Below are 26,039 nucleotides of genomic sequence, written 5' to 3'. Positions count from 1 at the left end.
CAGACCGCCCGCCACGCATTTGCAGGGCGGGCGCGTCATGATGTCCACTTGCGTTCGTAATCCATGCGTTCGAAGTGCGACACCAGCAACTCGATAAACAGGCGTATGCGCGCCGGCATGTGCGTCCGGTTCTGGAACGCGATATTGATCGTCAGCCTGGGCAGGTCCCAGTCATCGAGCACCGGGATCAGCCGGCCGGCGACGATATCGTCATAAAGGATGTACTTGGGCTGGACGAGGATGCCCATGCCCTCCAGCGCCGCGGCGCGCAGCACCTGGCCGTCGTTGGATTCCATCTTGCTGCGCACCGTGACGACCTGCTTTTCATCGCCGCGCGTGAATGAGAGTTCATTGGGGCGATTGGCGTACGAATAGATCAGCATGGAATGATCCGCCAACGCTTCGACGGTGCGTGGAATGCCGTGCGTGTCCAGGTAGCGCGGCGTGGCGGCCAGCACGCGGCGCGTCTGCGCAAGGCGGCGCACCGTCAGGTTGGAGTCCGGCTCGAACTCGCGCGTGCGGATGGCCAGATCCGTGCCGCTGTCCATGATGTCGTAGTAGCGGTTGGCGGCCAGCACATTGACATTCACCTTCGGATAGCGCGTCGTGAACTCCGGCACCAACGGTGCCAGATGCTTCATGGCGAACGACAGTGATGCCGTGATCGTCAGCGTGCCGGTCGGCTCCAGTACGGCGGCGCTGACATCGGCCTCCGCCTCCTTCATCTCCGCCAGCAATTCCTTGCAACGCCGGAAGTACTGCTCCCCCACCTGGGTCAGGTATAGGCGGCGCGTGTTGCGCTCGATCAGGCGTGCCGACAGCCGCCGTTCCAGCGAACTCAGGTAGCGGCTGGCCGCGGCATTGGACATCTCGAGGCTTTCGGCGGCGCGCGAGATGCTGCCGAACTCCGCGGTTTGTACGAACAACTCGATTTCTGTCCAGCGATCCATGCGTTGTCTCCACCGCCTGATACGCCAGCCGAGTTTCTCTCCAGGTGGAAGAAACATTTCCTCTGGCGGCGTTTTTTATCGTTCGGAGGGAGTATAGACTCATCTGCGTCGGGACTGCAAACGTTTGTTTCCGCGTCCAGACCGCAAAACACAAGAAGACCAGAACGAGTACAAGCACCAGGCGAAAGTGGCGTTGCCGCATCGCCAAGGAGACAGGTTTTATGACGCGCACCCTGATTCGCGGGGCCACGCTCGTCACGATGGAAGCCGCCCATGGGGAGTTCATTGGCGACTTGCTGATCGACGACGACCGGATTGCCGCGCTTGCGCCGCATCTCGACGTGGCGGATGCCGCCGGAACCGAGCAGATCGACGCACGTGGCTTCATCGTTGCGCCGGGCTTCGTCAACGCCCATATGCATACCTGGCAGACCGCGCTGCGCGGCGTGGCCGGTGGCTGGACGCTCACGGAATATTTCCGTCAGATGCATGCAGGACTGGCAACGCGCTTCACGCCGGAAGACATCCACGTGGCCACGCTGGCCGGCGCGTGGAACCAGCTTGACTGCGGCACCACGACGCTGGTCGACTGGTGCCATAACAACCCTACCCCCGCACATAGCGACGCAGCCATCGATGCGCTGGAGCGCTCGGGCATCAGGGCTGCGTTCCTGCACGGATCGCCCAAGCCTGATCCCAAGCCCGGCATGCCGCCGTTCTGGGAGACGCCGCACCCGCGCCATGAGGTCGATCGCCTTGCGCAGCGCTTGCAAGGATCGAAACTGCTCAGCCTGGGCCTGGCCATCCTCGGGCCGCACTACGCCACGATGGAAGTAGCGCTGCACGATTTCGCGCTGGCCCGCGAGTTCGGCCTGCTCGCCAGCATGCACCAGGGCGGCGGCGCGGCGCGCACGCCTGACGGCTGGGCCCGGCTGGAGGCGGCCGGTCTGCTGGGCCCGCACATCAATATCGTCCACGGCAATGATCTCAGCGATGCCCAACTCGCGCGTTTCGTCGATGCCGGCGTGAGTTTTTCGCTGACGCCGGAAAACGAGCTGACGCAGGGCCACGGCTTTCCGATTACGGGGCGGCTGCGCAAGCTGGGCGTGGCGCCGTCGCTGGGCGTCGATCTCGAGTCCGGCTTGTCCGGTGAGATGTTCACGGCGGCGCGCGTCGCGCTTGGCGTGCACCGCGCGCTGGATCACGCGGCATACCGCGCGGAGCACGGTGCTATCGCGCCGCACCACGAGGTGAGCTGCCGCGAGGCGCTGGAGTGGATCACGCTGGCCGGCGCACGCATGCTCGGCATGGCTGACCGCATTGGCTCGCTGGCGGTCGGCAAGCAGGCCGACCTCGTCCTGATCGATGCGCGGCGGCTCAACATGATGCCCGTGCATGACCCCATCAACGCCGTCGTCATGCAGGCCAGCCTGGCCAATATCGACAGCGTCTTCGTGGCCGGCGTCGCGCGCAAGCGGCATGGCCGGCTGCTGGCCGATGGCGTGCCGCGCACGCTCGACGCGCTGCGCGCATCCGGCGAGCGCCTGCTTGGCGCACAGGCCCACGCCCTTGCATAGGAGACCCTCGTGAATGCAATGACCCAGGTCAGCCCACTGCTTGAGATGCGTGGGATCTGCAAGACATTTCCCGGCGTCAAGGCGCTGGACGACGTGTCCTTCGACATCTATCCCGGCGAGGTGCACATGCTGCTGGGCGAGAACGGCGCAGGCAAATCGTCGCTGATGAAGGTGCTGTGCGGCGTCTATGTGGCCGATGCCGGCGAGTTCCACCATCAGGGCCAGCGCGTCGAGGTATCGGGCCCGGCGGACACGATGCGGCTCGGCATCGCGGTGATCTTCCAGGAATTCTCGCTGGTGCCCTACCTCGACATCGCGCAGAACATCTTCCTTGGTCGCGAGCCGCGCGGGCGCGTGCCGGGCTCGGTGGACCATGCAAAGATGCATGCCGAAGCGCGACGCCTGCTGGACACGCTCGGCATGGACATCAGCACGCATACGCCCGTGCATCGCCTGGGCGTGGCGCAGCAGCAGATGATCGAGATTGCCAAGGCGCTGTCGCAGAACGCACGCATCCTCGTGCTGGACGAGCCCACGGCTGCGCTCTCCGAGCGCGAGACCGAGAAGCTGTTCGGCGTCATTGCGCGCCTCAAGGCCGACGGCGTGTCGATGATCTATATCTCGCACCGCATGGCGGAAGTGTTCGCGCTCGGTGATCGGATCACCGTCATGCGAGACGGCCGCAAAGTCGGAAGCTACATGCCCGGCGATGCCACGCCCGATGAGCTTGTGGCACGCATGGTCGGCCGCAAGGTGGACATGGGCTACACCCGCACACGCGGCGGCCCGGTCGGCGAGGTGGCGCTCGACATGCAAGGCGTCAGCGCCGACAACGGCATTGAAGACGTCACGCTGCAGGTGCGCGCCGGTGAGATCGTCGGGCTGGCCGGGCTCGTCGGCTCAGGGCGCAGCGAGGTCGCGCGTGCCGTATTTGGCGCGGACCCGGTGCGCACGGGCGAGATCCGCATCTTCGGCAAGGCCATGCGCGGCGGCCCCGACAAGGCACGCGCGCTCGGCGCGGCGCTGATTCCCGAAAGCCGCAAGACCGAAGGCCTCGCGCTGATCCGCTCGGTGCGCGACAACCTGTTGCTGGCCGGCCTGCGCCGCGCCTTTCCCGCGCACTGGTATCGCAGCGGCAGGGCGGCGGAGCTATCCACGCGCGAGATTGGACGGCTGCGCATCGCCACGCCGAACGGAGAGCAGCTTGCGCAGTTCCTGTCGGGCGGCAACCAGCAGAAGATCGTGATCGGCAAGTGGCTGGTCGCCGAGTCGCGCCTGTTCATCTTCGACGAGCCCACGCGCGGCATCGACGTTGGCGCCAAGGCCGAAATCTTCGCGCTGATCGACGGGCTGGTGAAGCAAGGCGCCGCCGTGCTGCTGATCAGCTCCGAGCTGCCCGAAATCATCAACGTATGCGACCGCACCTATGTCATGCGCGGCGGCCGCATCGCCGGCGAGCTTGCGCATGACGCCATGACCGAGGAAAGCATTCTGCAACTGGGGATGAACGATGCCTGATACGACTGCCGCCACCGCTTCCCGCGCGCTGCCCCTGCCCTTCGCGCCGATACTCGGCAAGCTGCCCGGCGCGGCCTGGGTGCTGCTTCTGCTGACCCTTGCCTTCGCGGCAGTGGGCCAGGGCTTTCTGTCGACGGCCAACCTGCTCAATATCGGCACGCAATCCACGATCCTGCTGCTGATCGCGCTGCCGATGACGCTGATCATCATGACCGAGGGGCTGGATCTCTCCATGGGTGCGGTGCTCGCGCTGTGCGGCGTGGTGCTTGCGATGGTGATCGTGGCCACCGGCTCGCTGCTGCTGGCCCTGGCCGCTGCGATCGGGGTGGGGCTCGCGTTCGGCCTGCTCAATGGCCTGCTGGTGGCACGGCTGGGCATTCCGCCGTTCGTGTCGACGCTGGGCACGCTGGGTGTGGCCCAAGGCGTGGCGCTGGTATTGACCGACGGGCAAAGCGTGGTCGGCGTCGGCGACACGATCCCCCTGCTCTATTCCGGCGAACTGTTCGGCATTCCGGTGCCGCTGTGGCTGGCCGTTGGCACCTACGCTCTCTTCCACTGGCTTCTGTATCGCACACGCTTCGGCGCCTATGTGTTCGCACTGGGTGGCAACCGCGAGGCGCTGAAGTTCGCGGGCGTCTCCGTCAATCGCTGGCTGATCGCGGTCTACATGCTCGGTGGCGCCATGGCGGGCGTAGCGGCGCTGCTGCTGACCGCACGCATGAATGCCGGACACCCGACTGCCTCCATCGGACTGGAGTTCGAGGCGATTGCCGCGGTAGCCGTCGGCGGCACCACGTTCGACCGCGGCAACGGCTGGCTGCCCGGCACGGTGCTTGGCGTGCTCGCCGTCGGCGTGCTGCGCAACGGCCTGAATCTGATCGGGGTGCAGTCTTCGGTGCAGGTGGCGGCCATCGGCCTGCTGGTGCTGGTGGTCCTGTTGATCGAGTCCTTCAAGGGGAAAGCATGAGCTCCGCCATCCTGAACATGCCGCTGTCCGCGGACTCCCGCGCCTTTGTCGGCCGCCTGCTGGCGCTGGCCGTGCTGTGCGCGCTGCTGTCGGTATCGTCGGACGCATTCCTGACGCTGGGCAACCTGCTCAATGTGCTGCGGCAGGCAAGCCTGCTGTTCCTGCTCGCTTCGGGGCTGACGCTCGTGATCCTGACCGGCGGCCTCGACCTTTCCGTCGGGGCCAATGTGGCGATGTCCGCGTGTCTGGCGGCAAGCGTCATGAAGGCGACGGGATCGACCATGCTCGGCGTTGGAGCCGGGCTCGGTAGCGGCGTGCTGATCGGCCTGGCCAACGGCATGCTGGTGGCTGCGCTGCGTATCCCGCCGTTCATTGCCACGTACGGCATGTTGTGGGTGCTGCATGGCCTGACGTACTGGTTCATGGCGGGTGAAACTATCCACGGATTCGCGCCGGAATTCCGCGCGATTGGCAGCGGCTACCTGTGGGGCGTGCCGGTGCCGGTGTTCCTGATGCTGGCCTTCCTGACGGCTGGCACGGTGATCTCCCAGAAGACCACCTACGGCCAGGAGATCTATGCAATCGGCGCCAATCCGGTCGCAGCGCGGCTCTCTGGCGTGCCGGTCACGCGCCGCCTGCTGCTGGTCTACGTGGTCAGCGGCGCCATGGCGGGGCTCGCCAGCCTGGTGTTCCTCGCCCGGCTGAACTCGGCCGAAGGCGATATCGGCGAAACGCTCACGCTCCCGGCCATCGCCGCGGTCCTGATCGGCGGCACCTCGTTGTTCGGCGGCGTGGGCCGGGTATCCGGCACGCTCGTCGGCGCCATCCTGCTGACGCTGGTGCTCAACGGCATGAACCTGCTCACCGTCAGCGCCAACTGGCAGCCGCTGGTGACCGGGGTCATCGTGGTGCTGGCCGTGTTCCTCGACACGCTGTCCCGTCGCCGTCTCGGCAAGTAACGAAAGCAAGTTCCCACGCGTACGGAAAACATTCCAACGATCCCAGGAGACAAGACATGCAAGCACGCAACCTGAAATCACTCGCCGCCCTGCTCGCCTTTGGCGTGCTGGCCATGCCCGCCGCGCATGCGGACGGCGAGCGCATCGCCGTCTTCACGAAGAACCAGACCAACCCGTATTTCCAGGTCCTGCGCCAGGGTGCGGACGCGGCCGCCAAGAGCATGAACGCGCGCATTACCCACTACATCCCGACCAAGCCGGACAGCATTCCCGAGCAGATGAGCCAGATCGAGGACGTGATCGTCAAGAAGGCCGACGCCGTGGTGTTCGTGCCGGTCGACTACAAGGCGATGGGCCCTGGCGTGAAGAAGATCAATGCCGCCAATATCCCGGTGGTCAACGTGACCGACCGCAGCGACGTGGGCAACTTCGTCTCGTTTGTCGGTGCCAGCGACTATGACCTTGGCCTGAAGACCGCTACCTACCTGTTCAAGACCATGGGCGGCAAGGGCAACGTGGTGGTGCTGGAGGGCATCAAGGGTTCGCTGACCAATGTCGACCGCATCCGCGGCGTGCAGGATGCGCTCAAGACCTTCCCCGGCATCAAGGTGGTGGCGTCGCAGCCGGCCAACTACCAGCGCCTGCAGGCCCTGCAGGTGATGGAAAACCTGATGCAGTCGTTCCCGAAGATCGACGCCGTCTTCGCCGCCAACGACGCCATGGCCATCGGCGCGATCGAAGCGCTGGAGGGGGCCAACCGCAAGGCGCTGGTCACCGGCATCAACGGTACCAAGGAGGCCGTCGACGCCATCAAGGCGGGCACCCTGCTCGCTACCGGCGACTACAACGGCTTCGTCCAGGGATGCCTGGGCACCATGGCCGCCATCCGCAAGCTGCGCGGACAGCCGGTCAAGCAGGACATCGTGCTGCCTGCTACCGTGATTGACAAGACCAACTACCAGCCGCTCGACGTGCCCGCCGACAAACGCGCCTGCCCCCGCTGGGAAGACGCGACCAAGGCCTGACGCGCGCGGGTTTTTCCAGGAGCCACCACCATGCGCAATCTCGACGAAGAAACCATCACCCAGGCAGTGCTGGCCCGCAATGTCGACATGAAGGACCGCCGTCTCAAGGAGGTCATGACCAGCCTGATCCAGCACCTGCACGCGTTCGCGCGCGAGATCAAGCTGACCGAGGAGGAATGGGCGGCGGGCATCCAGTTCCTGACCGAAGTGGGCCACACCTGCAGCCCCAGCCGGCAGGAGTTCATCCTGCTGTCCGACACGCTGGGCCTGTCGACGCTGGTGACCGCGCAGAACCACCGCAAGCCGCGTGGCTGCACCGAGGCGACCGTGTTCGGGCCGTTCTATGTGGACGACGCGCCTGACTATGAACTTGGCGACGACGTTGGCAATGGCATGGCCGGCGAGCCCTGCTATGTCAGCGGACAGGTGCGCAGCATCACCGGCGAGGCCGTGCCAGGCGCGAAGATCGAGGTCTGGCAGGCGGATGCCGAAGGCTTCTACGATGTGCAGAATCCTGACCGGAGCCATGCGCAGGGCCGTGGCACGCTGACGGCTGACAAGACCGGCAACTTCCGCTTCCAGTCCATCGTCGCCGAGTGCTACCCGATCCCGCATGACGGCCCGGTCGGCCGCATGCTCGACGCCATGGGCCGGCACCCGTGGCGGCCGGCCCACCTGCACTTCATGATCTCCGCGCCCGGCTACGAGACGCTGGTCACGCACGTATTCCGCAACGACAGCGACTACCTCGACTCGGACGCCGTCTTCGGCGTGCGTTCGTCGCTGGTGGCGGACTGGGTCCGGCATGAGCCGGGCAGCACCCCGGATGGCGGGGAAAGCGCCGTGCCCTTCTACACGCTCGACTACGACTTCGTGCTCAATCCGGCAGTCCCGGCCGCGCCGGCCGCCGCCAACCCCCAACAAACAACGAGGTAAGCGCCATGCTTTTTGCATTCCACCTGATCGACAAACCCGGCGTTGGCGAACTGCGTCTGAAGGTCCGCCCGGATCACAAGATCTACCTGGGCGCCGTCAAGGACCAGATCGCGTTTGCCGGTCCGCTGCTTGCCGAAGACGGCGAGACCATGGTCGGCAGCCTGCTGGTGATCGATTTCCCGACACTGGCCGCCGCGCGCGAGTGGCTGTCCCGCGAGCCCTTCACGCGTGCCGGCATCTATGGCGCCAGCAGCGTACTGGCCTTCAACAATATGTGGCCGCAGAAGACCGGCTTTCCCGCTGTCTGAGCTGCGGCGCCTGAACCCTTACATCAGCCCGGGAGCCGATCTTGGAAGTCGTCAAACATATCGTGATGTGGAACCTGCGCGGGCAGACCGAGCATGAAAAGCGCGATGCCATCGCGCAGCTCAAGGCGGCCTTTGAAAGCCTGCGCGGCCGGATTCCGGGCATGCGCCACCTGGAGGTCGGCGTGGACTCGAGCCGGGTCGACTACGCCTGCGATGTGGTGCTGTACACGGAGTTCGACTCGCATCACGCGCTGCAGGCCTATACGAATCACCCTGAACACCTGCGCGTCAAGCGCGAGCTTGGCGACCTGCGCATCGCGCGGCACCAGGTCGACTACCACGGCGAGGCGCTGCAAAGTGAGTAACGGTCCGGTGACGACAACGAGGAGACAGATCGTGAACGTAGCAGTAGCAGGGCTTGGTTGGTGGGGCAAGCAGATCATCCGTTCGCTGGCCGGCACCGGCAAGCTGAAGGTATTGGTCGCCGTGGACCCGATGGCCACGGAAGAAGCCAGATCGTTCGCGCGCGACGCGGGCGTGGAACTCGTTGCCGATCTGGCCGAAGCACTCGGCCGCAGCGATATTGACGGCGTGATCCTGGCCACGCCGCACGCTGTCCATGAACAGCAGACGTTGTCCGCGTTCGAAGCCGGCAAGCATGTGTTCTGCGAGAAGCCGCTCGCCATGACGGCGGCAGGCGCGCAGCGCATGGTCAAGGCGGCCGCACGCAGCGGCAAGGTGCTGGGTGTCGGGCACGAGCGCCGGTTCGAGCCGGCCATCGCCGAGCTGATGCGCATGGTGCGCGCTGGCGAGCTTGGCCGGCTGCTCCATCTGGAGGCCAATGTCAGCCACGACCTGTTTCGCAAGCTGGATGCGTCGAACTGGCGCCTTGACGCGAAGCATGCGCCCGCGGGCATGCTGACGGCGGTCGGCATTCATGTCACGGACATCTTCGTGGCCCTGGCGGGGCCCGCCCACCGCGTGCAGGCGCGGTCCGAGTCGCTGGTCATGCCGGCACCGGTGCGCGACTACACCACCGCCACCGTAGCGTTTGCATCCGGTGCGCAAGCCACGGTCAGCTTCCTCTCTGTCACGCCATTCCACGGACGAATTGCGGTGTTCGGCGACAAGGGATGGGCGGAAGTCGTGTCGGAAGGCAATGTCGACCAGGGCCTGCCAACGCGGCTGATCCATTGCAGCGGCACGGGCCTGCCGCGCAATGAACGGGTCTTCGAGGCAACCGACGCGGTATTGGCCAACTTCGAGGCGTGGGCCGATGCGGTCGCGGGCGTGCGGCCCTACCCGTTCGCGGCCGAGGAACTGGTCGACAATATCCGGCTGTTCGAAGCCATCGTGCAATCGTGCGAACGCGGCGGAGATGCCGTGCCGCTGCACTGAGCGCATCGAACAACTCGAACCCGTCAGGCCGTGATCTCATTCGTCAGTGCCTGCCCGGACTCGAATTCCGTCATGCTGCGCAGGGTCGTCTGGCAGATCGTCGACACGGCTTCCCGCGTGAGAAAGGCCTGGTGTCCGGTCACGATGACGTTGGGAAACGAGACCAGTCGTTGCATCACGTCGTCGGCGATGATGGTGCTGGAGAGATCACGGAAGAACAGGTCCGCTTCCTGCTCGTACACGTCCAGCGCCAGCCCACCCAGCTGGCGGCTCTGCAGTGCATCGATCGCGGCCGCGGTATCAAGCAGGCCGCCGCGGCTGGTGTTGACCAGCAACGCCCCGGGCTTGGCGCGCGCCAGAGCGTCCGCATTGATGATGTGGTGCGTCTGCGGTGTCAGCGGGCAATGCAAGGAAATGATGTCGGCACTCGCGCCGATTTCGCCGGGCTGGGCGTAGCGGCCGCCCAGGGCCTCGAATTCCGGTGAGGGATATGCATCGTAGCCGATCACTTCGCAGCCAAACCCGAGCATGATGCGCGCAAATACACGCCCGATCTTGCCTGTGCCGACCACGGCCACGGTCTTGCCGCAGAAGTCGAACCCCATCAGGCCGTCGAGAGAGAAATTGAAGTCTCGCGTGCGGTTGTAGGCGCGGTGGATTTTCCGGTTGATGGCCAGCAGCAAGGCCACGGCATGCTCTGCCACCGAATTGGGCGAGTACGTGACGACGCGTACCACCTTCATGCCGAGACCCGCAGCGGCGCGAAGGTCGACATTGTTGAATCCGGTGCAGCGCAGCGCGATCAGCGAAGTGCCGCCGTGACGCAGCGCGTCGAGCACGGCGGCATCCGCCACATCGTTGACGAAGATACAGACCGCGCCATGGCCAGCGGCCAGGCCGGCAGTGTCGATGTCCAGCGAGACATCGAAGAAGTCGAGCTGATGGCCTTCGGCAACATTGGCTGCGTCAAGATACTCTCGGTCGTAAGGCTTGGCGCTGAATACGGCAGCTTTCATCGCTTCTCTCCGGATCGGAACCAGGTCCCCGGGCTTCGGGCAGGCATGCCAGATTGCCCTACCCGCCAGCCAGGACCATGACAATCTCCACGAACAGGATCTTGGTGACCGTCATCGAAGGAAAGATCATGGCGTAGCCGATATCGGGCTTCTCCGTAGGCGCTACGCGATTGGCGAACGCCAGGATGGCCGGATTGCCGGTCGCGCCGCAGATGACGCCCGCGGCGACATCGAAGGGCATCCTGAAGATCCACAGGCAGGCCAGTGCCGTGACCAGCACGAGCACCAGCACAATCAGCAGGCTGTAAAGGAGCAGTGAAGCACCGGTGATGGCAATGGTCGAGAAGAACTTCGGCCCTGAAGATATGCCCACCTGTGCCAGGAAGATCGTGAGCCCGAGATTGCGCAACACCAGATTGGCCGAGAGCGGCATGGTCCAGACCAGCGGGCCGGACCGGCGGATCTTGCCCAGATAGAGCGCAACCAGCAGCAGAGCCGCCAAGCCGAGGGTCAGCTTGCCGACGCCGGGGATTGGCAATGGGATCATGCCCGCCAACAGGCCTAGCGCCGCGCCGATGCCGATGGAAATAAAGCTCAGTTCGGCAGTCCCCTTGATGGAATCGCCGAAAAGCTTGCGCATGGTCTTGGTGTGGGCGCGATTCACCAGCAGCCCGACCCGGTCGCCCACTTCGAGGATGAGCTCGGGGTTTGGCAGCATGTCGGCGTCGCCCCTTCGTACCTGGACGATCGAACCTGTAATGCCGTCGGGAAAGCGGATATCACGTAGCGCAAGCCCGACCACGGCGCGGCTTGAGGCAAACAGGCGGACATAGTCCAGGTCTTCGCGATGACTGCTCATCCGGCCGGGCTGCAACTCGCCCAGCAGGCCAGCGGCTTCCCGAAGCAATGCAGGCTCCGTGGAGGTTGCCAGCAAGACGTCGTCCGTGCGCAGGACAAGGTCGTCCGTTGGCAACTGGTTATGGTGCTCGCGACGCACCGCCGCAATGGCCAGTCCGACTGGCAGGCGCGCCTTCAACTGGGCAAGCGTGAGGCCGACGATCTCGGGGTTGCGCAGGGAAATCTCGGCCGTCTCGATGGTCTTGGCCGCTGGCGCCTCGATTTTTGCTTTCAGCAATGCGCTGAGGGCATAGAGCAACAGGATCGGGCCCGCGACCCCGAACGGGTATGCCACGCTGTAGCCAACCGCCGCGCCATCGCCCTTCATGGCCGCAATGACGGCCTGCAATGTCGCGGTGCTGGTCCCGGTGCCGGCAAAGATACCCAGCGACTCATCGATCCGCAGGCCGAACAGCGGTACCAGCGCCAGCGACGCCATGCCGGCACCGATAACACCCACGGCCGCGGCGGCATTGGCCTTCAGTCCCCGGACGCTGGTCAGCCCCTCGAAGAACTGGGCGCCGTACTGGATGCCGATGCCATAGAGGAACAGCAGCAGGCCCAGGGTCCCGACCAGCGCAGGGGGTGCCGCTTTGGGCGCGAATCCGCCGATCGCCAATCCGACAAACAGGACGGCTCCGGATCCCAGCGCAACGCCCTTGATATTGATTTCGCCGACAACGTAGCCCAGTGCAACCGTGAGGAGCAACGTGAACAAGGGCTGGGTTTCGAGCAAGGCCCGGACTGCATCCATTGCCGCTCCTTCTAGCCGGAAGATCAGCAGGACGGGCCGGCATTGTCAGCGGAAAGGGACAAGCAGGCGGGCGTATGCCCTTCCGCTCAGGGCCCGAATATGCAGAGTAGGCCAATTGCGGCTGACGTCAAAGATTCCGCGGTCGCGCTCATCGGAGTGCCGGAGCCGAGCGCGCGCGGGACTGCTGCTCACTGGGCGGACCGGGCATGTGCGGTGCACGCTGCCCGGCTGCCCGGCCGGCGGTCCTCAGTGCCCTACTCCGCCCGAATATCCGCCCTCACCGCCACCGCGCGCATTTCCGGCAGCTCCTTTTCGACGCGCGCCTTGACGGCAGCGCCATTGCCATAGGCTGGCGTCAGCGCCAGCTCGACCATCCGCGCTTTGATAGCCGGCGCATTGGCGACTTCCGCCAGCGCCTTTTCCAGCTTCTGGGCGACTGGAGCGGGCAGCCCTGCCGGCGCCATCAGCGCGAACCAGGTCCCCATCTGGAAGCCCGGATAGCCGCTTTCGGCCACCGTAGGCACCTGTGGCAGTGCCGGCAGCCGTTGTGCAGATAACACAGCAATCGGCTTGATCTTGCCGCCCTTGATCAGCGGCAGGCTGGCCACCACGGTGTCGACGGCGACCTGGACCTGCCCGCCGGCGAGCGCGGTCAGGCTCGGGGCACTTCCATTGAATGGCACGTGAACCATGCGGATGCCGGTCGCGGATTTCAGCATCTCGCCGCCGAAATGGACCGACGAGCCCGCGCCGAACGAGCCATAGGAGAACTTGTCCGGGTTCGCCTTTGCCTGCGCCACCAGGTCCTTGAGGGAATTCACCGGAACCTCGGGGTTGGCAACCAGTACCAGGCTCATGTCGGCCACCAGCCCCAGTGGCGTGAAGCTTTTGATCGGGTCGTAGGCGATGTTCTGGCGGATCGCAGGGTTCAGCGTGAGCGTGGTGCTCGCCGCCAGCAGCAGCGTGTAGCCGTCGGGCGCCGCCTTGGCGACCTGTGCGGCGCCGACTACGGTGCTTGCGCCGGGCTTGTTTTCCACCACCACCGTCTGTCCAAGCTTCTCGCCAAGGCCGACTGCCAGCAGGCGGCCCAGCAGGTCGGTGGCGCCGCCGGCGGCAAAGGGCACCACCAGCCGGATCGGCCGGTCCGGATACGACGGACCCTGCGCGGCGGCAGGCGCCGTGGCCAGCACGGCGGCCAGGCTGGTGCATGCAAGGAAAAGCTTCGTGGGCGTTGCGGTCATCGGTTCAACTCCTGCCTGCTGTTTGGGGGGAAGACGAAGCCATACGGTTACGGTCAACACGGCCAGCACGTGCTGCCCGTGGACAAACACGATGAGTCGGGTAACTACGCCAGCCAGGGGCTGCGCACGCGCGAGAAGCCGCCTGCCTGATCATAGGCGTGGCCAAGCTGCAGCACCGCGGCATCGGCCTGGGCCGGGCCGATGATCTGGAGGCCGGCCGGCAGCCCGTCGCGGCCGAAGCCTGCGGGCGCGGCCAGCGCTGGCAGGCCCGCCATGGTCGCGGGCACCACCGCCTGCATCCAGCGGTGATAGGTGTCCATGTCGCGCCCGTCGATCGCATGCGGCCAGTCCATATCGGCGTCGAACGGGAACACCTGCGCGGCCGGCATGACGAGGTAGTCGAAGCGCTCGAACAGCGTGCGCAGCGCCTGGTACCACGCGCTGCGTATCGCCATGGCCTCGTACACGCGGGAGCCTGACAGCGCCAGCCCGCGCTCGATTTCCCAGACGGCCTCCGGCTTGAGCAGCGCGCGTTTTGCGGGATCGCGGTACAGCGCGCCGTTGGCGCCGGCCACGGCAAAGCTGCGCAGGTCGATCCATGCATGCCACAGGCGTTCCAGGTCGAACTCCGGCAGTGCAGCGTCGACCGTGCAGCCGAGCGTACGCAGGTGGCTGAGCGCCATGACGCAGGTGTCGAGCAGGCCGGGTTCGGTCGGCAGGTGCCCGCCAAGGTCGCCGAGCCAGCCGATGCGCACACCGGTCCAGTCGCGCTCGGGCGGCAGCGTGAAGCTGCCGGGCGCTTCGGCGCGGCGCGTCAGCGGCAGGCGCGCGTCGAAGCCCGCCTGCACCGACAGCAGCAGCGCCAGGTCCGGCACATTGCGCGCCATCGGGCCGGCCACGCTGAACTGCTGGAAGAACACTTCCTCGGACGGGCCATGCGGCACGCAGCCGAACGAGGTGCGTAGCCCATAGACATGGTTGAACGCGGCCGGCGTGCGCAGCGATCCCATCATGTCCGAGCCATCGGCCACCGGCAGCATCCGCAGCGCCACCGCTACGGCCGCCCCGCCGCTGCTGCCGCCGGCCGAGCGTGCCGGATCCCAGGCATTGCGGGTGGTGCCGTAGATCGGGTTGTACGTGTGGCCGCCCAAACCGAACTCGGGTGAATTCGTGCGGCCGACGAACAGCGCCCCGCCGGCACGCATGCGTTCGAAGACTACTGCGTCGGTCTGGCTGACTTGTCCGGCGAAGATCGGCGAGCCCTTGGTGGTGACCATGCCGGCGGCCGGCATGATGTCCTTGGGCGCCTGCGGAAAACCATGCAGCGGTCCGCGGCTGGCACCCCGGGCCAGTTCGTCATCGAGACCGGCAGCCTGCTTGCGTAGCGGATCGCGGTCGACCGGAGCGACGATGGCATTCACACGCGGGTTGTGGCGATCGATCTGGCCCAGGCAGGCGTCGAGCACCTCCACGCACGACACCTCGCGCGCATGGATGGCCCGGGACAGGGCAACGGCGTCGAGATCAATGATGGAATCGGTCGGACTGCTGGGAATCGCGTTCATGGGAAGCCTGTCTCCTGTCTGGTCAGCAAGAGCATAGGGGCCGCGTGGGTTTCCCACAATCGATGAATTTTTCAAATACCCTTGCGTAAAACGCAAACGTGGTACAAACCCGGAAGCCAATCCCGGAGCCCCGATCGATGCTGTCGCACCGCCTGCAGGACACCTCGCTGCGCTATTTCCTGGAAGTCGTACGCACCGGCTCGCTGACCGAGGCGGCGCAGCGGCTCAATGTCACGGTGTCCGCGGTCAGCCGGCAGGTCGCGGCGCTCGAGTCATGGCTGGGGGTGCCGCTGTTCGACCGGCGGCCGCGCGGCATGGTGGCCAGCGCGGCGGGCGAGTTGCTGGCCGCCTATGCGCTGCGCAATGCGCTGGAGGCCGATCGCGTCGTGACGGAGATCGATGCGCTGCAAGGGCTGCGGCGCGGACGCGTGCGGGTGGCGAGTTCGGCCGGCTTTGCGATCGAATTCCTACCCCGCGCCATTGCGGAGTTCCGCGAACGCTATCCGGGGCTGCATTTCCATGTGCGCGTGGCACCGCCGGCCGAGGTAACGGGCATTGTGCTGCACGGCGACGCCGATATCGGCATCACGTACAGCCGCGCCGCCGAGCAAGGCATCCGGGTCGAGCACCGGCAGGCGGCGCCCGTGATCGCCATCATGCGGCCCGACCATGCGCTGGCCCGTTTTCGCAGCATCACGCTAGCGCAGATGCACCCCTATCCGCTGGCATTGCCCGAGGGCGACAACACGGTGCGCCAGCTCTTCGACATTGCCTGCAGCGAGCGCGGTATCGCGTTCGAGCCGGTGCTGGTCAGCAACCAGTTCGAGACGCTGACCAGCTTCGTGCTGCACGGTGGCGGGCTGTCGATCTCGGGCGGTGTCACGGTCGGAGACCGCCTGCGCCGTGGCGAACTGCACGCTGCCACGATCCGCGAGCGCGGCATGAAAGGCCGCGCCATCGAACTGCAGACGCTGGCTGGCCGCACGCTGCCCGAAGGCGTGCGCACCTTCCTTGGCTTCGTGCGAGACCGTCTTGTGGAGGAGGCCGGTATCGCGGCGTGAACGCGTCCGGCCAGAGACGCTTACTTCGCGAACAGCGACGACATGTCGGCAAACGCCTTGAATTCCAGCGCATTGCCCGACGGGTCCAGGAAGAACATGGTGGCCTGCTCGCCGACCTGGCCCTTGAAGCGGATATGCGGTTCGATCACGAATTCCATGCCGGCCGCGCTCAGCTTGTCCGCCGCGGCTTGCCAGGCTTCCATCGACAGCACCACGCCGAAGTGACGCACCGGCACGTTGTCGCCATCCACCGCGCTGGTGCCGCGGTGGCCGCATTCGTCGGGCGACAGGTGCGCCACGATCTGGTGGCCGTAGAAGTTGAAGTCGATCCACGCATCGGAACTACGGCCTTCCGGGCAGCCGAGCAGTTCGCCGTAGAACTCGCGCGCGCTGGCAAGGCTGTGGACGGGAAAGGCCAGGTGAAACGGGGGCACGACGGCAGCGGCTGCGCTCATGGTATGGGGGGCTCTCAATGGATGACGGTTTTGGGGGGCGGGCCGGCCAAATCGTGCGCCGACCCATGGAGCCAAGTCTAAGCATGACGAATGATGATGAAAAGCGATATATTTTCGCTCTGAGCAACATAAATTTCGATCATTCGCCATCATGCTGCGTGAACTGCGCACTTTCATCGCCGTGGCTCGCCACGGGACCTTTGCCGGCGCTGGTGCCCGGATCGGCCTGACCCAGTCGGCCGTCAGTGCGCAAATCCAGCGGCTGGAGGAAGAAGTCGGTTTCCCGCTGTTCGATCGCACCGGGCGCTCGGCGCGGCTCAATGCCGCCGGCCGCGACACGCTGGCGCTGGCCGAGGAACTCGTCGCGCTGTATGAGCGCATCGGCCACCAGGGGCCGGACGCGCAGGGCGGCATGGTGCGTATCGGCGCCATTGCTTCCGCGCAGGTGACGTTCCTGCCGGATGCCATCGCCCGCTTCCGTGCCGAACTGCCGGGCTGCCGCGTGCGCATGGTGCCCGGCGTTTCGCTGAGCCTGCTCGGGCAGGTCGATGCCGGGGATATCGATATTGCAGTGCTGATCCGTCCGCCCTATGCGCTGCCGGCTGAACTGGACTGGCGCCCGCTGTTGCGTGAGCCGTTCGAGCTGCTGGTGCCGGCTGCCATGGCCGGTCTTCACTGGCGTGAAGCCATCGAGTCCGCACCGTTCATCCGTTATGACCGGGGTTCGTTCGGTGGCCGGCTAGTCGACCAGTTCCTGCGCCAGCAGCGCGTGGTGGTGCAGGAGGCCATCGAACTCGATGAACTGGAAGGTATCGCGCAGCTCGTGGCGCGTGGGCTCGGCGTCGGGCTGGCGCCGCGTACGCTGGCTGGCGGCCAACGGCCGGCCGGTGTCACCGCGCTGTCGCTGGGCGACGATACGTTCTATCGCGAAGTCGGGCTGGTCGAGCGCGCGCCGCATAGCCGCCAGCCCGTGGCAAGCCGGCTCGCGGAGCGAATCGGAGAAGCGGCCAAGGCGCTGGCCGGATAGCGCTACAGCCCGATGGCTGGTCCCCGGCTCCGCTTGAGCTGGAACGCTACCGAGACGCGGTCGGCCGGATAGACAGTGTCCGTGATCTCGAGGATCTTGCCCGAGCCGTCCTTGTAGTGGCGGATCAGCCGCAGACCCGCCGACCCGGATGGCACGCCGAGCTGCGTGGCCAGTGGTTCCTCGATCAGCGTGGCGGTCACCACCTGCCGGATCTCCGCAATGGCGGTCGCGCGTTCGCGCTCGATCAGTGCGCTGACCAGCGTCTGCGGATGATTGCGGATGGTATCGACGAGTCCGGCCAGCGAAGCGTCGATGTAGATGTCGGCGCGTGCCACCGGCGTGCTGCCCTTGCGCGCGTCCACACGCGTGCCGCTCAGCAGGACCCATGCGCTGCCCACCGGCGCTTCGAGCCGGCGTGCCAGTGCCCGGTCCAGCGTGACATCGTGCACGTCGTCGATCGCCCGCACTTCGGTGGCCGCAACGCGCACCAGGTCTTCGGCAGTGCCGAAAGACTGCGTATAGGCCGCATTCGGGTTGGCGTTCTCGACGATCGTGCCGACCGCCTTCTTGCGCGAGATATAGCCGAGATCCTGCAGCATGCGCAGCGAGGCGCGCACCGTGTGGCGGCTCACGCCGTGCTGTTCGGCCAGTTCATGTTCCGTCGGCAGCAGGCTGCCCACCACGCGGCGCCCTTCCACGATGTCCTTCACCAGCATGCTGGCGAGTTCGGCGTATCGGGTCGGGGCACCCGGCAGATCGGGTTTGGGCTTGCTGTCCTTCAGGGTCGCGGCGGTCATGGCGGCGGGGCGGAAAAATCGGAGGGTGCGCACATTTTACGATGCCGGTGCGGTTCCCCTCCTGGCGCCATCAGTTCGCGAAGAAGCGGCGGTCCGCTTCGGCCGGCACCGCCATGCCGGTGACCTTCGCCTTCTGCAGCACTTCCCAGAAGTAGCGGTAGGTGGCGCGGTCGTGCAGTTCGCCCTTGTACTGGATCGGACCCCAGTCGGCGTCCTGCGCAGCCACCAGGATGCCGGCGGCATCTTCCACTTCGGTGAAGTCCGGGCGCATGGCGTTGACGATCGGCTGGATCTGCGCCGGATAGATGCTCCACATGCGCAGGAAGCCGAACTCGTTGCGCGCGCGGCGCGCGTCGCTGGCGATGACCTCGGCGTCCTTGAGGTTCAGGCACACGTTATGGGCCGGCACGATGCCGTTGGCCAGCGCGGCGGCGACCATGTCGGCCTTGGCGCGCGCGAGCAGCGCGTGCTCGAACTGGCCGGGGCTGCGCATGGCGGCGGCCGGGATCGCGCCGTGGTGGCCGCTGACGAAGTCCATCAGGCCGAAGTCGAGCACTTCGATATTCGGCAGCTCGGCAATCTGGAACACGTCGCGCAGCGCGCCGTGGGTTTCGATCAGCACGTGCACCGGCACGGGCTTGTCCAGGCCGGCGCGCTTGGCGACGTCGCCGATATAGCGGATCACTTCCGCCACTTGCCCGCTGTTGGTCGCCTTGGGCACCGTGATATAGGCCAGCCGGCTGCCGGCGCCGTTCACGATGATGTCCACGTCCTGGCGCCAGGCCGGGTGCGACGGATCATGGATGCGTGCGCCGGCACGGCCGTGGATGTTGCGATCCGAGGCGATCATGCGCGCGACCATTTCGGCGTGCTCGCGCTCCTGGCCGGCGGCGGCGCCGTCTTCGCAGTCGCAGGTCACATCGAAGACCGGGCCGTACTCGACCTGCAGGTCCATGGCCTTGCCGATCAGTTTTTCACTGCCGGCAAAGTGCTCGCAGGCGGCCAGCACCGGAAAGGATTTTTCGCCGGCAAACAGGGCGTCGTTCGGATGCGTTGCGGTGGTCATGTCTTGTCTCGCTGATAGGTGGTGTGCATTGGTCTGTCGACATCGACGAGACCTTAAGGGCTGGCCGTCTGTTTGCGCCCCTCTCCCACGCCAGTGGGAGAGGGGCTGGGGGAGAGGGCCGGTGCGTCTCGATGCGAAGGATGTCGCTCCGTGGAAGCTCCTGCCCTCTCCCCCGCCCCTCTCCCGCACGCGGGAGAGGGGAGCAAACCGGGCTTACCGCTGGCGTTTCGGGATGGCGATGGTGTAGTCGAGGTCCAGCACGACATTGGACGGGTGCGCCGCCCTGCCCTCGCCCGGCTCCGGAAAGGCAACCGAGGCACCGCTGGCGTTCTTCACGCCGATCATGCGCAGGCGCAGCGCGCCGACGTGTTCCTGGCCAAGGTCGACCTTTTCGATCACTTGCGTCGCGCACGCGATGGTGTCGCCCGCGTAGGTCGGGTTCACGTGGCTGCCACCGTTGATCGCGAGGATCGACAGGCCGTTCTCCAGCCCGTCATAGGCCAGCGCACGGCATACCGAGATGATGTGCCCGCCATAGACCAGCCGTTGCCCGCCGTTTGCGGCCATGGCGTGCCCGTCGAAGTGGGCGCGGGCCGTGTTCTGGTACAGGCGCGTGGCCAGGCTGTGGTCGCTGTCGTTGATCGTCATCGCGCCCGGGTGGTCGATGCGTTCTCCCACCGCGTAGTCCTCCCACAGGTCGCCGAAGCCCGTCATGCCCGTGATTTCGCGCACGCGCGCCGTGTAGTCGCTGCGGCGCAGGCGCTCGGCCGGCACTACGGCCTGGGTGGACGGCACCACCGCTTCGCCGCACGCCGCGCCGTGGTCGCGCTTGTGCACCATCACCCAGCGCACCCAGCTCAGCACTTCGCGGCCATGCTGGTTGCGCGCGGTCGAGCGCACGTAGACCACCCCGCTCTTGCGGTTGGAGTTCTCCTTGAGGCCGATCACTTCGGTTTCCACGGCCAGCGTGTCGCCCGGATAGACATGCGAGACAAAGCGCACTTCCGCATAGCCGAGGTTCGCCACGGCATTGAGCGAGATATCGGGCACCGTCTTGCCGAACGCCGTGTTGAACACCAGCAGATCTTCCAGCGGCCGATGCTCGAAGCCCAGTTGCCGGGCATTGGTCTCTGCGGTGCACAACGCCGTGCGGCTGCCGGTCAGCCCGATATACAGGCTGCGGTCGCCTTCGGTCAGCGTGCGCGGCGTGGCATGACTGATCTTCATGCCAACGCGGAAGTCCTCGAAATAGTTGCCGCTGCGGTCCTTCTTCATATGCGTTTCCTTGTCCCTCATGGCCCTGGCTGCGTGCTCTGGCGCCTGCTGTATGTACGTACATAGTGATTGGCGAAACGGACAATGTCAACTGGATTTCGCTGCGTCATGACCACCGTACGATCGAAAAATGGCGAATGATACCCACCCAGTTTGGGTGGGTATCGCGGATAAGTCTTGCCTATCCCCCTCCTCGTCCCGCTACTATGTCCGTACATAAACGCCGCCGATATGGCGGAATCCAGACCACCGCCAGGAGTGCAAGGTGCAGAAACTGACCGAAGAGCGGCGCATGATCCAGGAGGCTGCGCGCCAGTTCACGATGGAGCGCGTGCTGCCCATCGCCAACAAGCTGGACCCCGAAAAGGGCCAGATCCCGCGCGAGCTGATCGACGAAATGGCCGAGCTTGGCTACTTCGGCATCCTGATTCCCGAGGAGTACGGCGGCCTGGGCCTGGGTGCCTATGAGTACTGCCTGGTCGCGGAGCAACTGTCGCGCGGCTGGATGAGCGTCGGCAGCCTGATCGCCCGTGGCAACGGCCTGATCGGCGCGCTCAAGGGCCTGTCGCCCGAGCGCAAGGCCGAATACCTGCCGCGCATGGCGCGGGGCGAATTCCTCGGCGCGTTCTCGCTGTCGGAGCCCAATGCCGGCTCGGATGTGGCCAACATCTCTTGCCGCGCCGTGCGCGATGGCGACGACTGGCTGATCACCGGCAACAAGTACTGGTGCACGTTTGCCGACGAGGCCGATTTCATCCTCGTGATTTGCCGTACCGACCCGGTCATCGACCCGAAGGCACGCCACAAGGGCCTGTCGGCCTTCATGGTGGAAAAGCCGCGAGGCAAACTGCCCGAGGGCGTCAAGGGCAGCGTGATTCCGAAGATCGGCTACCACGGCTGGACCACGTGGGAACTCGCCTTCGACGGCTGCCGCGTGCCGCATTCGAAGATGGTTGGCGAGGAAGGCAAGGCGTTCTACCTGACCACGGCCGGGCTTGAGACTGCACGGGCTCACACCGCCGCGCGCTCGATCGGCCTCGCACAAGGCAGTCTCGAAGATTCGATTCAGTACGCGAAGGACCGCAATCAGTTCGGCAATCCGATCGGCAACTTCCAGGCAATCCGCTTCAAGCTCGCCGACATGGCCACGCAGATCGAGGCCTCGCGCGCGCTGCTCTACACCGTGTGCGAGAAGATCGACGAAGGCGTGCGCGCCGACACCGAAGCGTCGATGGTCAAGCTGTTCGCCAGCGAGATGTGCGAGCGCGTGACCAGCGAAGGCCTGCAGATCCACGGCGGCGCGGGCTACACCACGCACTTCGCGGCCGAGCGCTACTGGCGCGATGCGCGCCTGACCAAGATCTTCGAAGGCACCTCCGAGATCCAGATGCGCATCATCTCCGATGCCATGCTGGGCAAGGTCGCGGCCTGATCGAGTGAGCGCCATGTCGCAATCCACCATGCCCGCCTCCGGCATCACCGCGCGCGCCGCCAGCCTCGCGGTCGATGCTTCGCTTCGGTTTCCCGCGGCTGCGCTCGACATCGCGCGCCTGTCCGTCTACGACTGCCTGGCCGTGGCGATTGCCGGCGCGCAGGAGCCCGTCAGCCGGGCCGTGCGCGAGCTGGTGCGCAGCGAGGCCGGCGCACCGCAGGCCAGTGCCTTCGGCCTGGCGCAGCGCGTGCCGGCCCGCGCCGCCGCGCTGCTCAACGGGGCGGTTGCACATGCGCTCGACTACGACGACACGCATTTCGATTTTGTCGGCCACCCGAGCGTGGCGGTGCTGCCCGCCGCGCTGGCCGTTGCAGAGCGCCAGCAGGCCAATGGCCGCGCGCTGCTCGAAGCCTTCCTTGTTGGTGTCGAGGTCACATGCCGCGTAGGCGGATGGCTGGGCCGGCCGCACTACAACGCCGGCTTTCACCAGACCGCCACGTCGGGCGCCTTTGGGGCGGCCGCTGCGGCCGCGCGTCTGCTCGGCCTCGATGCGGAGCGCGCCAGCCATGCCCTAGGCCTTGCCGCCACGCGCGCCTCGGGCCTGAAATGCCAGTTCGGCACCATGGCCAAACCGTTCCACGCGGGTATGGCGGCATCTACCGGCGTGGAAGCGGCGATGCTCGCGGCGCAGGGCTTTGTCGCGCGGCCCGATGCAATCGAATGTGCCGGCGGGTTTGCCGCCACCCATGGCGCTCCGCAGGGTTGCATGGAGGATCCGTTTGCTGGACTGCCCGAGGCATTCCGCTTCGTCGACGTCCAGCACAAGTTCCATGCGTGCTGCCACGGCACGCATCCCGCGCTGGAAGCGCTCAAGACCTTGTGCGCCAGGCACGGCCTGCAGGCAGGCGATATCGGCACCGTTTCGCTGGCCATCGCCCCGCAGTGGCTGCCGGTCTGCTGTATTCCCGAACCCGTAACGGGGCTCGAAGCCAAGTTCAGCCTGTCACTGACCGCCGCCATGGTGCTGGCCGGCGTCGACACGGCGGCGCTGGCGTCGTTCTCCGATGCCAACTGCCATGCCACCACACTGACGGAGCTGGCGCGTCGGGTGGAAATCCATCCCGATCCCGCTATTGCCGATACGGCGTGCCGGGCCACCATCGTGACGAAATCGGGCGTATCGCTGGACTGCAGCGTCGAACTGAGCGACCCCATGCCCTACGCAACCCGGGCCGCGAAGTTGCGCGGCAAGGCGGAGGCGCTGCTTGGTGCGCAACCGGCGCAGGCGCTGTGGGAATTCGTCGAAACCCTGGACAAGCAGCCGGCAGCGGACCTGTATCCGCGCCTGCATACCTGGATGGCCGGCGATGCCGCCTGACCAGCCCAAGTCGGAGTCAACCATGCAAGACCAAGCCCAATCCAACGCCAAGCCTGCCGGCGCCCTCGCTGGCCTGCGCGTGGTCGATCTCACGCAGATGCTGGCCGGCCCGTTCTGCACGCAGATCCTGGCCGATCATGGCGCCGACGTGATCAAGGTCGAGGCGATGACTGGCGACGGCACGCGCGTGACCGGTCCTTTCTGTGCCGACGACACGCTGAAGGACTTTGGCGGCTATTTCCAGAGCGTCAACCGCAACAAGCGATCGATCGCGCTGGACCTGAAGACCAGCACTGGCCGTGAAATCCTGCACCGGCTGATCGACAAGGCCGATATCGTCGTCGAGAACTTCCGTGCCGGCGTGATGGACCGCCTGGGCTTTGCCTACGAAACGCTGCGCCAGACCAACCCGCGCCTGATCTACGGCACGGTGCGCGGCTTTGGCGATCCGCGCAGCGGCGAAAGCCCGTATGCGCAATGGCCGGCGTACGACGTGGTCTCGCAGGCCATGGGCGGCATGATGGGCATCACCGGGCCGGACCGCTGCACGCCGACCAAGATCGGACCCGGCGTGGGCGACACGATCCCGGCGCTGATGCTGTGCATCGGCATCCTCGCCGCCGTCAACCGCGTACGGGAAACCGGCCAGGGCCAGTTCGTCGACGTGGCCATGACCGACGCGGTGCTGGCCATGTGCGAGCGCATCGTCTACCAGAACTCGTACACCGGCGAAGTGGCAGCGCCGGAAGGCAACCGCCACCCGTTGCTGTGTCCGTTCGGCCTGTTCCGCGCGCGGGATGGCCATGTTTCGATTGCCTGCGCGACCGATGCATTCTGGGAAAAGCTGGCCGTGGCGATCGGCCGCGCTGACATGGCGACGGACCCGGACTTCGCGACCAATGCCGCGCGCGTGCAGCGCCAGCAACAGGTGATCGAAGCCATCGAAGCTTTCACCTCGGTGCGTACCAAGGAAGAGATTGCGACCGCGCTGGGCGGCAAGGTGCCGTTCGGGCCGGTCTACACCTCGGCGGAAATCTTCGAGGACAGGCACTACGCCGTACGGGAGATGCTGGTCGACGTGGAGCAGCCCGGATCGACGAAGCCCGTGAAGATCGCGGGCGTACCGATCAAGCTCAGCGACACGCCGGGCGCCGTGCGCCGCCGCGCGCCGATGCTCGGCGAGCATACCGACGAGATCCTCGGCGGGATTGGCTATGCGGACGACCTGATCCAGGCGCTGAAAGAACAGCATGTGGTGGCTTAGCAGCGCGCAACGCCATGAATGTGGACCGGTTCCTCCCCTCTCCCGCGCTAGTGGGAGAGGGGCCGGGGGTGAGGGCAAGGGCTGCAACGAAGTACAGGGCATCGAATCTGCTAGCGCCGGCCCTCTCCCCCGACCCCTCTCCCGCAAGCGGGAGAGGGGAGAAACCAGGCGCTACCAAGAGAGCAGGAAAACCAAGGAGACATGAATGAAGAAATGGATCGTTGCCGGCGTGCTCGGTGCGCTCGCAAGTCTTGCCAGTGCATCCGACCTCTACCCTTCACGCCCGGTCAAGCTGATTGTCGGCTATGCCGCCGGCGGGCCGGTCGACAGCGCGGCGAGGGTCTATGCGCAGCATCTCGGCACCGTGCTCGGGCAGCCGGTCTTGGTCGACAACCGCGCGGGAGCTGGCGGCGCGATTGCCGCGGCCCTGACCGCCAAGTCGAGCCCGGACGGCTACACGCTGTTCTTTGTCGGCAGTCCCACGCTGACCATGGCCCCGCTGGTCCAGAAGACGGCCATGTACAAGCCGCTCAAGGACTTCACGCTGGTGGGCCTGCTCAACACGTACACCAACGTACTGCTCGTCGCGAACGATTCTCCGCTCAGGAGCGTGGGCGATCTGATCGGCTATGCGAAGTCGCACCCCGACGGCCTGGCATTCGGCTCCGCGGGTGTCGGCGCGTCCAACCATCTCGCGGCCGAACTGCTGGCCCAGCGTGGCGGCGTGCGATTTCTCCATGTGCCCTACAAAGGCAACTCCCCAGCCGTGACCGACCTGATCGGCGGAAAGATCGGGTTCATGTTCGACGTGACCGGCACGGCGGTGGGCTACGTACAGGGCGGCAAGCTGCGCGCGCTGGCCGTGACCTCGCAGGCGCGCAACCCTGCGCTGCCCGGTGTGCCGACCGTCGCGGAGTCAGGGCTTGCGGGCTTCAACGTCAGCGGCTGGTTTGCGCTGATCGGCCCGCCGGGCCTTCCGCCGGCGGTTGTCGACCGCTTGGTGGCGGCCAATCAGGAGGTGGGCAACAACGCGGCCTTCCAGCAAAGCCTGGCGCGTGGCGGCTACACGCCCAGCATCACCGGGCCGGCGCAGTTCACCGAGCGCCTGCGGCAGGACCTGGCGCTGTGGGGCGACGTCATCGGCAAGGCAAAGATCGAGGTGCAATAAGCGCC

At 66.1% G+C, this 26,039-nt stretch carries 24 protein-coding genes; 15 read left to right on the top strand and 9 right to left on the bottom strand.

The features are described 5' to 3' along the window. Positions 1–35: 35 nt before the first annotated feature. Complete coding sequence (locus KHO41_RS20280; protein ID WP_211955083.1) at positions 36–950, bottom strand: LysR family transcriptional regulator; 915 nt, start codon at positions 948–950, stop codon at positions 36–38. A 221-nt stretch (positions 951–1,171) separates the two neighbouring features. Here KHO41_RS20280 and KHO41_RS20275 point away from each other — a divergent pair, with 221 nt between their 5' ends. The 9 genes from KHO41_RS20275 to KHO41_RS20235 are packed head-to-tail and all read left to right on the top strand — an operon-like array spanning position 1,172 to position 9,638. Beyond that, a complete protein-coding gene (locus KHO41_RS20275; protein WP_211955082.1) occupies positions 1,172–2,527 on the top strand; it encodes an amidohydrolase family protein in 1,356 nt (451 codons plus the stop codon). Positions 2,528–2,545: 18 nt separating this feature from the next. Beyond that, a complete protein-coding gene (locus KHO41_RS20270) occupies positions 2,546–4,045 on the top strand; it encodes a sugar ABC transporter ATP-binding protein (RefSeq protein WP_244873922.1) in 1,500 nt (499 codons plus the stop codon). Then, the gene (locus KHO41_RS20265) at positions 4,038–5,012 is read left to right on the top strand and encodes an ABC transporter permease (protein WP_211955080.1); all 975 of its coding nucleotides are present in this window, start codon (positions 4,038–4,040) and stop codon (positions 5,010–5,012) included. Before KHO41_RS20270 ends, KHO41_RS20265 begins: the two co-directional genes overlap by 8 nt. After that, on the top strand, positions 5,009–5,971 hold the full coding sequence (locus KHO41_RS20260; RefSeq protein ID WP_211955079.1) for an ABC transporter permease: 963 nt from the start codon (positions 5,009–5,011) through the stop codon (positions 5,969–5,971). Before KHO41_RS20265 ends, KHO41_RS20260 begins: the two co-directional genes overlap by 4 nt. Positions 5,972–6,027: 56 nt before the next feature. Further along, positions 6,028–6,996 (top strand): sugar ABC transporter substrate-binding protein, encoded by a 969-nt coding sequence (locus KHO41_RS20255; protein ID WP_211955078.1) that lies wholly within the window; start codon positions 6,028–6,030, stop codon positions 6,994–6,996. Between the two features lie 30 nt (positions 6,997–7,026). Beyond that, on the top strand, positions 7,027–7,932 hold the full coding sequence (locus KHO41_RS20250; protein ID WP_211955077.1) for an intradiol ring-cleavage dioxygenase: 906 nt from the start codon (positions 7,027–7,029) through the stop codon (positions 7,930–7,932). A 5-nt stretch (positions 7,933–7,937) separates the two neighbouring features. Next, positions 7,938–8,240, top strand: a complete 303-nt coding sequence (locus KHO41_RS20245; RefSeq protein WP_211955076.1) for a YciI family protein — start codon at positions 7,938–7,940, stop codon at positions 8,238–8,240. 41 nt (positions 8,241–8,281) lie between these two features. Further along, complete coding sequence (locus tag KHO41_RS20240) at positions 8,282–8,605, top strand: Dabb family protein (protein WP_244873920.1); 324 nt, start codon at positions 8,282–8,284, stop codon at positions 8,603–8,605. Between the two features lie 31 nt (positions 8,606–8,636). Continuing rightward, on the top strand, positions 8,637–9,638 hold the full coding sequence (locus KHO41_RS20235; RefSeq protein ID WP_211955075.1) for a Gfo/Idh/MocA family protein: 1,002 nt from the start codon (positions 8,637–8,639) through the stop codon (positions 9,636–9,638). Between the two features lie 23 nt (positions 9,639–9,661). Here the strand turns inward: KHO41_RS20235 and KHO41_RS20230 are convergent, their stop codons facing one another. From KHO41_RS20230 to KHO41_RS20215, 4 genes are all read right to left on the bottom strand, one after another. After that, the gene (locus KHO41_RS20230) at positions 9,662–10,654 is read right to left on the bottom strand and encodes a 2-hydroxyacid dehydrogenase (RefSeq protein ID WP_211955074.1); all 993 of its coding nucleotides are present in this window, start codon (positions 10,652–10,654) and stop codon (positions 9,662–9,664) included. Positions 10,655–10,712: 58 nt separating this feature from the next. Beyond that, a complete protein-coding gene (locus tag KHO41_RS20225; protein ID WP_211955073.1) occupies positions 10,713–12,305 on the bottom strand; it encodes an aspartate:alanine exchanger family transporter in 1,593 nt (530 codons plus the stop codon). 254 nt (positions 12,306–12,559) lie between these two features. Next, positions 12,560–13,546 carry a Bug family tripartite tricarboxylate transporter substrate binding protein gene (locus tag KHO41_RS20220; RefSeq protein ID WP_211955072.1) on the bottom strand — a complete coding sequence of 329 codons (987 nt, stop codon included), beginning with the start codon at positions 13,544–13,546 and terminating at the stop codon, positions 12,560–12,562. Positions 13,547–13,650: 104 nt separating this feature from the next. Next, positions 13,651–15,111: an amidase gene (locus KHO41_RS20215; protein WP_211955071.1), complete on the bottom strand. Its 1,461-nt coding sequence runs from the start codon at positions 15,109–15,111 to the stop codon at positions 13,651–13,653. 137 nt (positions 15,112–15,248) lie between these two features. Between KHO41_RS20215 and KHO41_RS20210 the strand changes: the two genes are divergently transcribed. Continuing rightward, positions 15,249–16,172, top strand: coding sequence for a LysR substrate-binding domain-containing protein (locus KHO41_RS20210; RefSeq protein WP_211955070.1), 924 nt, complete (start codon positions 15,249–15,251; stop codon positions 16,170–16,172). Positions 16,173–16,192: 20 nt separating this feature from the next. On the opposite strand, the gene KHO41_RS20205 is transcribed toward KHO41_RS20210, so the two are convergent. Further along, a complete protein-coding gene (locus tag KHO41_RS20205; RefSeq protein ID WP_211955069.1) occupies positions 16,193–16,627 on the bottom strand; it encodes a VOC family protein in 435 nt (144 codons plus the stop codon). 151 nt (positions 16,628–16,778) lie between these two features. Here KHO41_RS20205 and KHO41_RS20200 point away from each other — a divergent pair, with 151 nt between their 5' ends. Further along, entirely contained in the window at positions 16,779–17,654 is an 876-nt protein-coding gene (locus KHO41_RS20200; RefSeq protein WP_211955068.1) for a LysR family transcriptional regulator, read from the top strand. 2 nt (positions 17,655–17,656) lie between these two features. Here the strand turns inward: KHO41_RS20200 and KHO41_RS20195 are convergent, their stop codons facing one another. The 3 genes from KHO41_RS20195 to KHO41_RS20185 all read right to left on the bottom strand — a co-directional run bounded on the left by KHO41_RS20195 (position 17,657) and on the right by KHO41_RS20185 (position 20,792). Then, positions 17,657–18,451: a GntR family transcriptional regulator gene (locus KHO41_RS20195; RefSeq protein ID WP_211955067.1), complete on the bottom strand. Its 795-nt coding sequence runs from the start codon at positions 18,449–18,451 to the stop codon at positions 17,657–17,659. Between the two features lie 70 nt (positions 18,452–18,521). Then, on the bottom strand, positions 18,522–19,517 hold the full coding sequence (locus tag KHO41_RS20190) for an HpcH/HpaI aldolase/citrate lyase family protein (RefSeq protein WP_211955066.1): 996 nt from the start codon (positions 19,515–19,517) through the stop codon (positions 18,522–18,524). 213 nt (positions 19,518–19,730) lie between these two features. After that, complete coding sequence (locus KHO41_RS20185) at positions 19,731–20,792, bottom strand: MaoC family dehydratase (RefSeq protein WP_211955065.1); 1,062 nt, start codon at positions 20,790–20,792, stop codon at positions 19,731–19,733. 265 nt (positions 20,793–21,057) lie between these two features. On the opposite strand from KHO41_RS20185, the gene KHO41_RS20180 reads away from it, so the two are divergent. From KHO41_RS20180 to KHO41_RS20165, 4 genes are all read left to right on the top strand, one after another. Further along, positions 21,058–22,224 carry an acyl-CoA dehydrogenase family protein gene (locus tag KHO41_RS20180; protein WP_211955064.1) on the top strand — a complete coding sequence of 389 codons (1,167 nt, stop codon included), beginning with the start codon at positions 21,058–21,060 and terminating at the stop codon, positions 22,222–22,224. A 13-nt stretch (positions 22,225–22,237) separates the two neighbouring features. Further along, complete coding sequence (locus KHO41_RS20175) at positions 22,238–23,602, top strand: MmgE/PrpD family protein (RefSeq protein WP_211955063.1); 1,365 nt, start codon at positions 22,238–22,240, stop codon at positions 23,600–23,602. A gap of 22 nt (positions 23,603–23,624) precedes the next feature. Further along, positions 23,625–24,866, top strand: coding sequence for a CaiB/BaiF CoA transferase family protein (locus KHO41_RS20170; RefSeq protein ID WP_211955062.1), 1,242 nt, complete (start codon positions 23,625–23,627; stop codon positions 24,864–24,866). Positions 24,867–25,071: 205 nt separating this feature from the next. Continuing rightward, complete coding sequence (locus KHO41_RS20165; protein ID WP_211955061.1) at positions 25,072–26,034, top strand: Bug family tripartite tricarboxylate transporter substrate binding protein; 963 nt, start codon at positions 25,072–25,074, stop codon at positions 26,032–26,034. The last annotated feature ends 5 nt before the right edge of the window (positions 26,035–26,039 follow it).

Source organism: Cupriavidus numazuensis, assembly GCF_905397435.1.
GTDB lineage: Bacteria > Pseudomonadota > Gammaproteobacteria > Burkholderiales > Burkholderiaceae > Cupriavidus > Cupriavidus numazuensis.
This window is presented reverse-complemented; position numbering and strand designations above follow the sequence as displayed.

Coding starts and splice junctions, on each gene's coding strand:
- KHO41_RS20280 (WP_211955083.1), bottom strand. CDS start 950: ATGGATCGCTGGACAGAAATCGAGTTGTTCGTACAAACCGCGGAGTTC.
- KHO41_RS20275 (WP_211955082.1), top strand. CDS start 1,172: ATGACGCGCACCCTGATTCGCGGGGCCACGCTCGTCACGATGGAAGCC.
- KHO41_RS20270 (WP_244873922.1), top strand. CDS start 2,546: ATGACCCAGGTCAGCCCACTGCTTGAGATGCGTGGGATCTGCAAGACA.
- KHO41_RS20265 (WP_211955080.1), top strand. CDS start 4,038: ATGCCTGATACGACTGCCGCCACCGCTTCCCGCGCGCTGCCCCTGCCC.
- KHO41_RS20260 (WP_211955079.1), top strand. CDS start 5,009: ATGAGCTCCGCCATCCTGAACATGCCGCTGTCCGCGGACTCCCGCGCC.
- KHO41_RS20255 (WP_211955078.1), top strand. CDS start 6,028: ATGCAAGCACGCAACCTGAAATCACTCGCCGCCCTGCTCGCCTTTGGC.
- KHO41_RS20250 (WP_211955077.1), top strand. CDS start 7,027: ATGCGCAATCTCGACGAAGAAACCATCACCCAGGCAGTGCTGGCCCGC.
- KHO41_RS20245 (WP_211955076.1), top strand. CDS start 7,938: ATGCTTTTTGCATTCCACCTGATCGACAAACCCGGCGTTGGCGAACTG.
- KHO41_RS20230 (WP_211955074.1), bottom strand. CDS start 10,654: ATGAAAGCTGCCGTATTCAGCGCCAAGCCTTACGACCGAGAGTATCTT.
- KHO41_RS20225 (WP_211955073.1), bottom strand. CDS start 12,305: ATGGATGCAGTCCGGGCCTTGCTCGAAACCCAGCCCTTGTTCACGTTG.
- KHO41_RS20220 (WP_211955072.1), bottom strand. CDS start 13,546: ATGACCGCAACGCCCACGAAGCTTTTCCTTGCATGCACCAGCCTGGCC.
- KHO41_RS20215 (WP_211955071.1), bottom strand. CDS start 15,111: ATGAACGCGATTCCCAGCAGTCCGACCGATTCCATCATTGATCTCGAC.
- KHO41_RS20210 (WP_211955070.1), top strand. CDS start 15,249: ATGCTGTCGCACCGCCTGCAGGACACCTCGCTGCGCTATTTCCTGGAA.
- KHO41_RS20205 (WP_211955069.1), bottom strand. CDS start 16,627: ATGAGCGCAGCCGCTGCCGTCGTGCCCCCGTTTCACCTGGCCTTTCCC.
- KHO41_RS20200 (WP_211955068.1), top strand. CDS start 16,779: ATGCTGCGTGAACTGCGCACTTTCATCGCCGTGGCTCGCCACGGGACC.
- KHO41_RS20195 (WP_211955067.1), bottom strand. CDS start 18,451: ATGACCGCCGCGACCCTGAAGGACAGCAAGCCCAAACCCGATCTGCCG.
- KHO41_RS20190 (WP_211955066.1), bottom strand. CDS start 19,517: ATGACCACCGCAACGCATCCGAACGACGCCCTGTTTGCCGGCGAAAAA.
- KHO41_RS20185 (WP_211955065.1), bottom strand. CDS start 20,792: ATGAAGAAGGACCGCAGCGGCAACTATTTCGAGGACTTCCGCGTTGGC.
- KHO41_RS20175 (WP_211955063.1), top strand. CDS start 22,238: ATGTCGCAATCCACCATGCCCGCCTCCGGCATCACCGCGCGCGCCGCC.
- KHO41_RS20170 (WP_211955062.1), top strand. CDS start 23,625: ATGCAAGACCAAGCCCAATCCAACGCCAAGCCTGCCGGCGCCCTCGCT.
- KHO41_RS20165 (WP_211955061.1), top strand. CDS start 25,072: ATGAAGAAATGGATCGTTGCCGGCGTGCTCGGTGCGCTCGCAAGTCTT.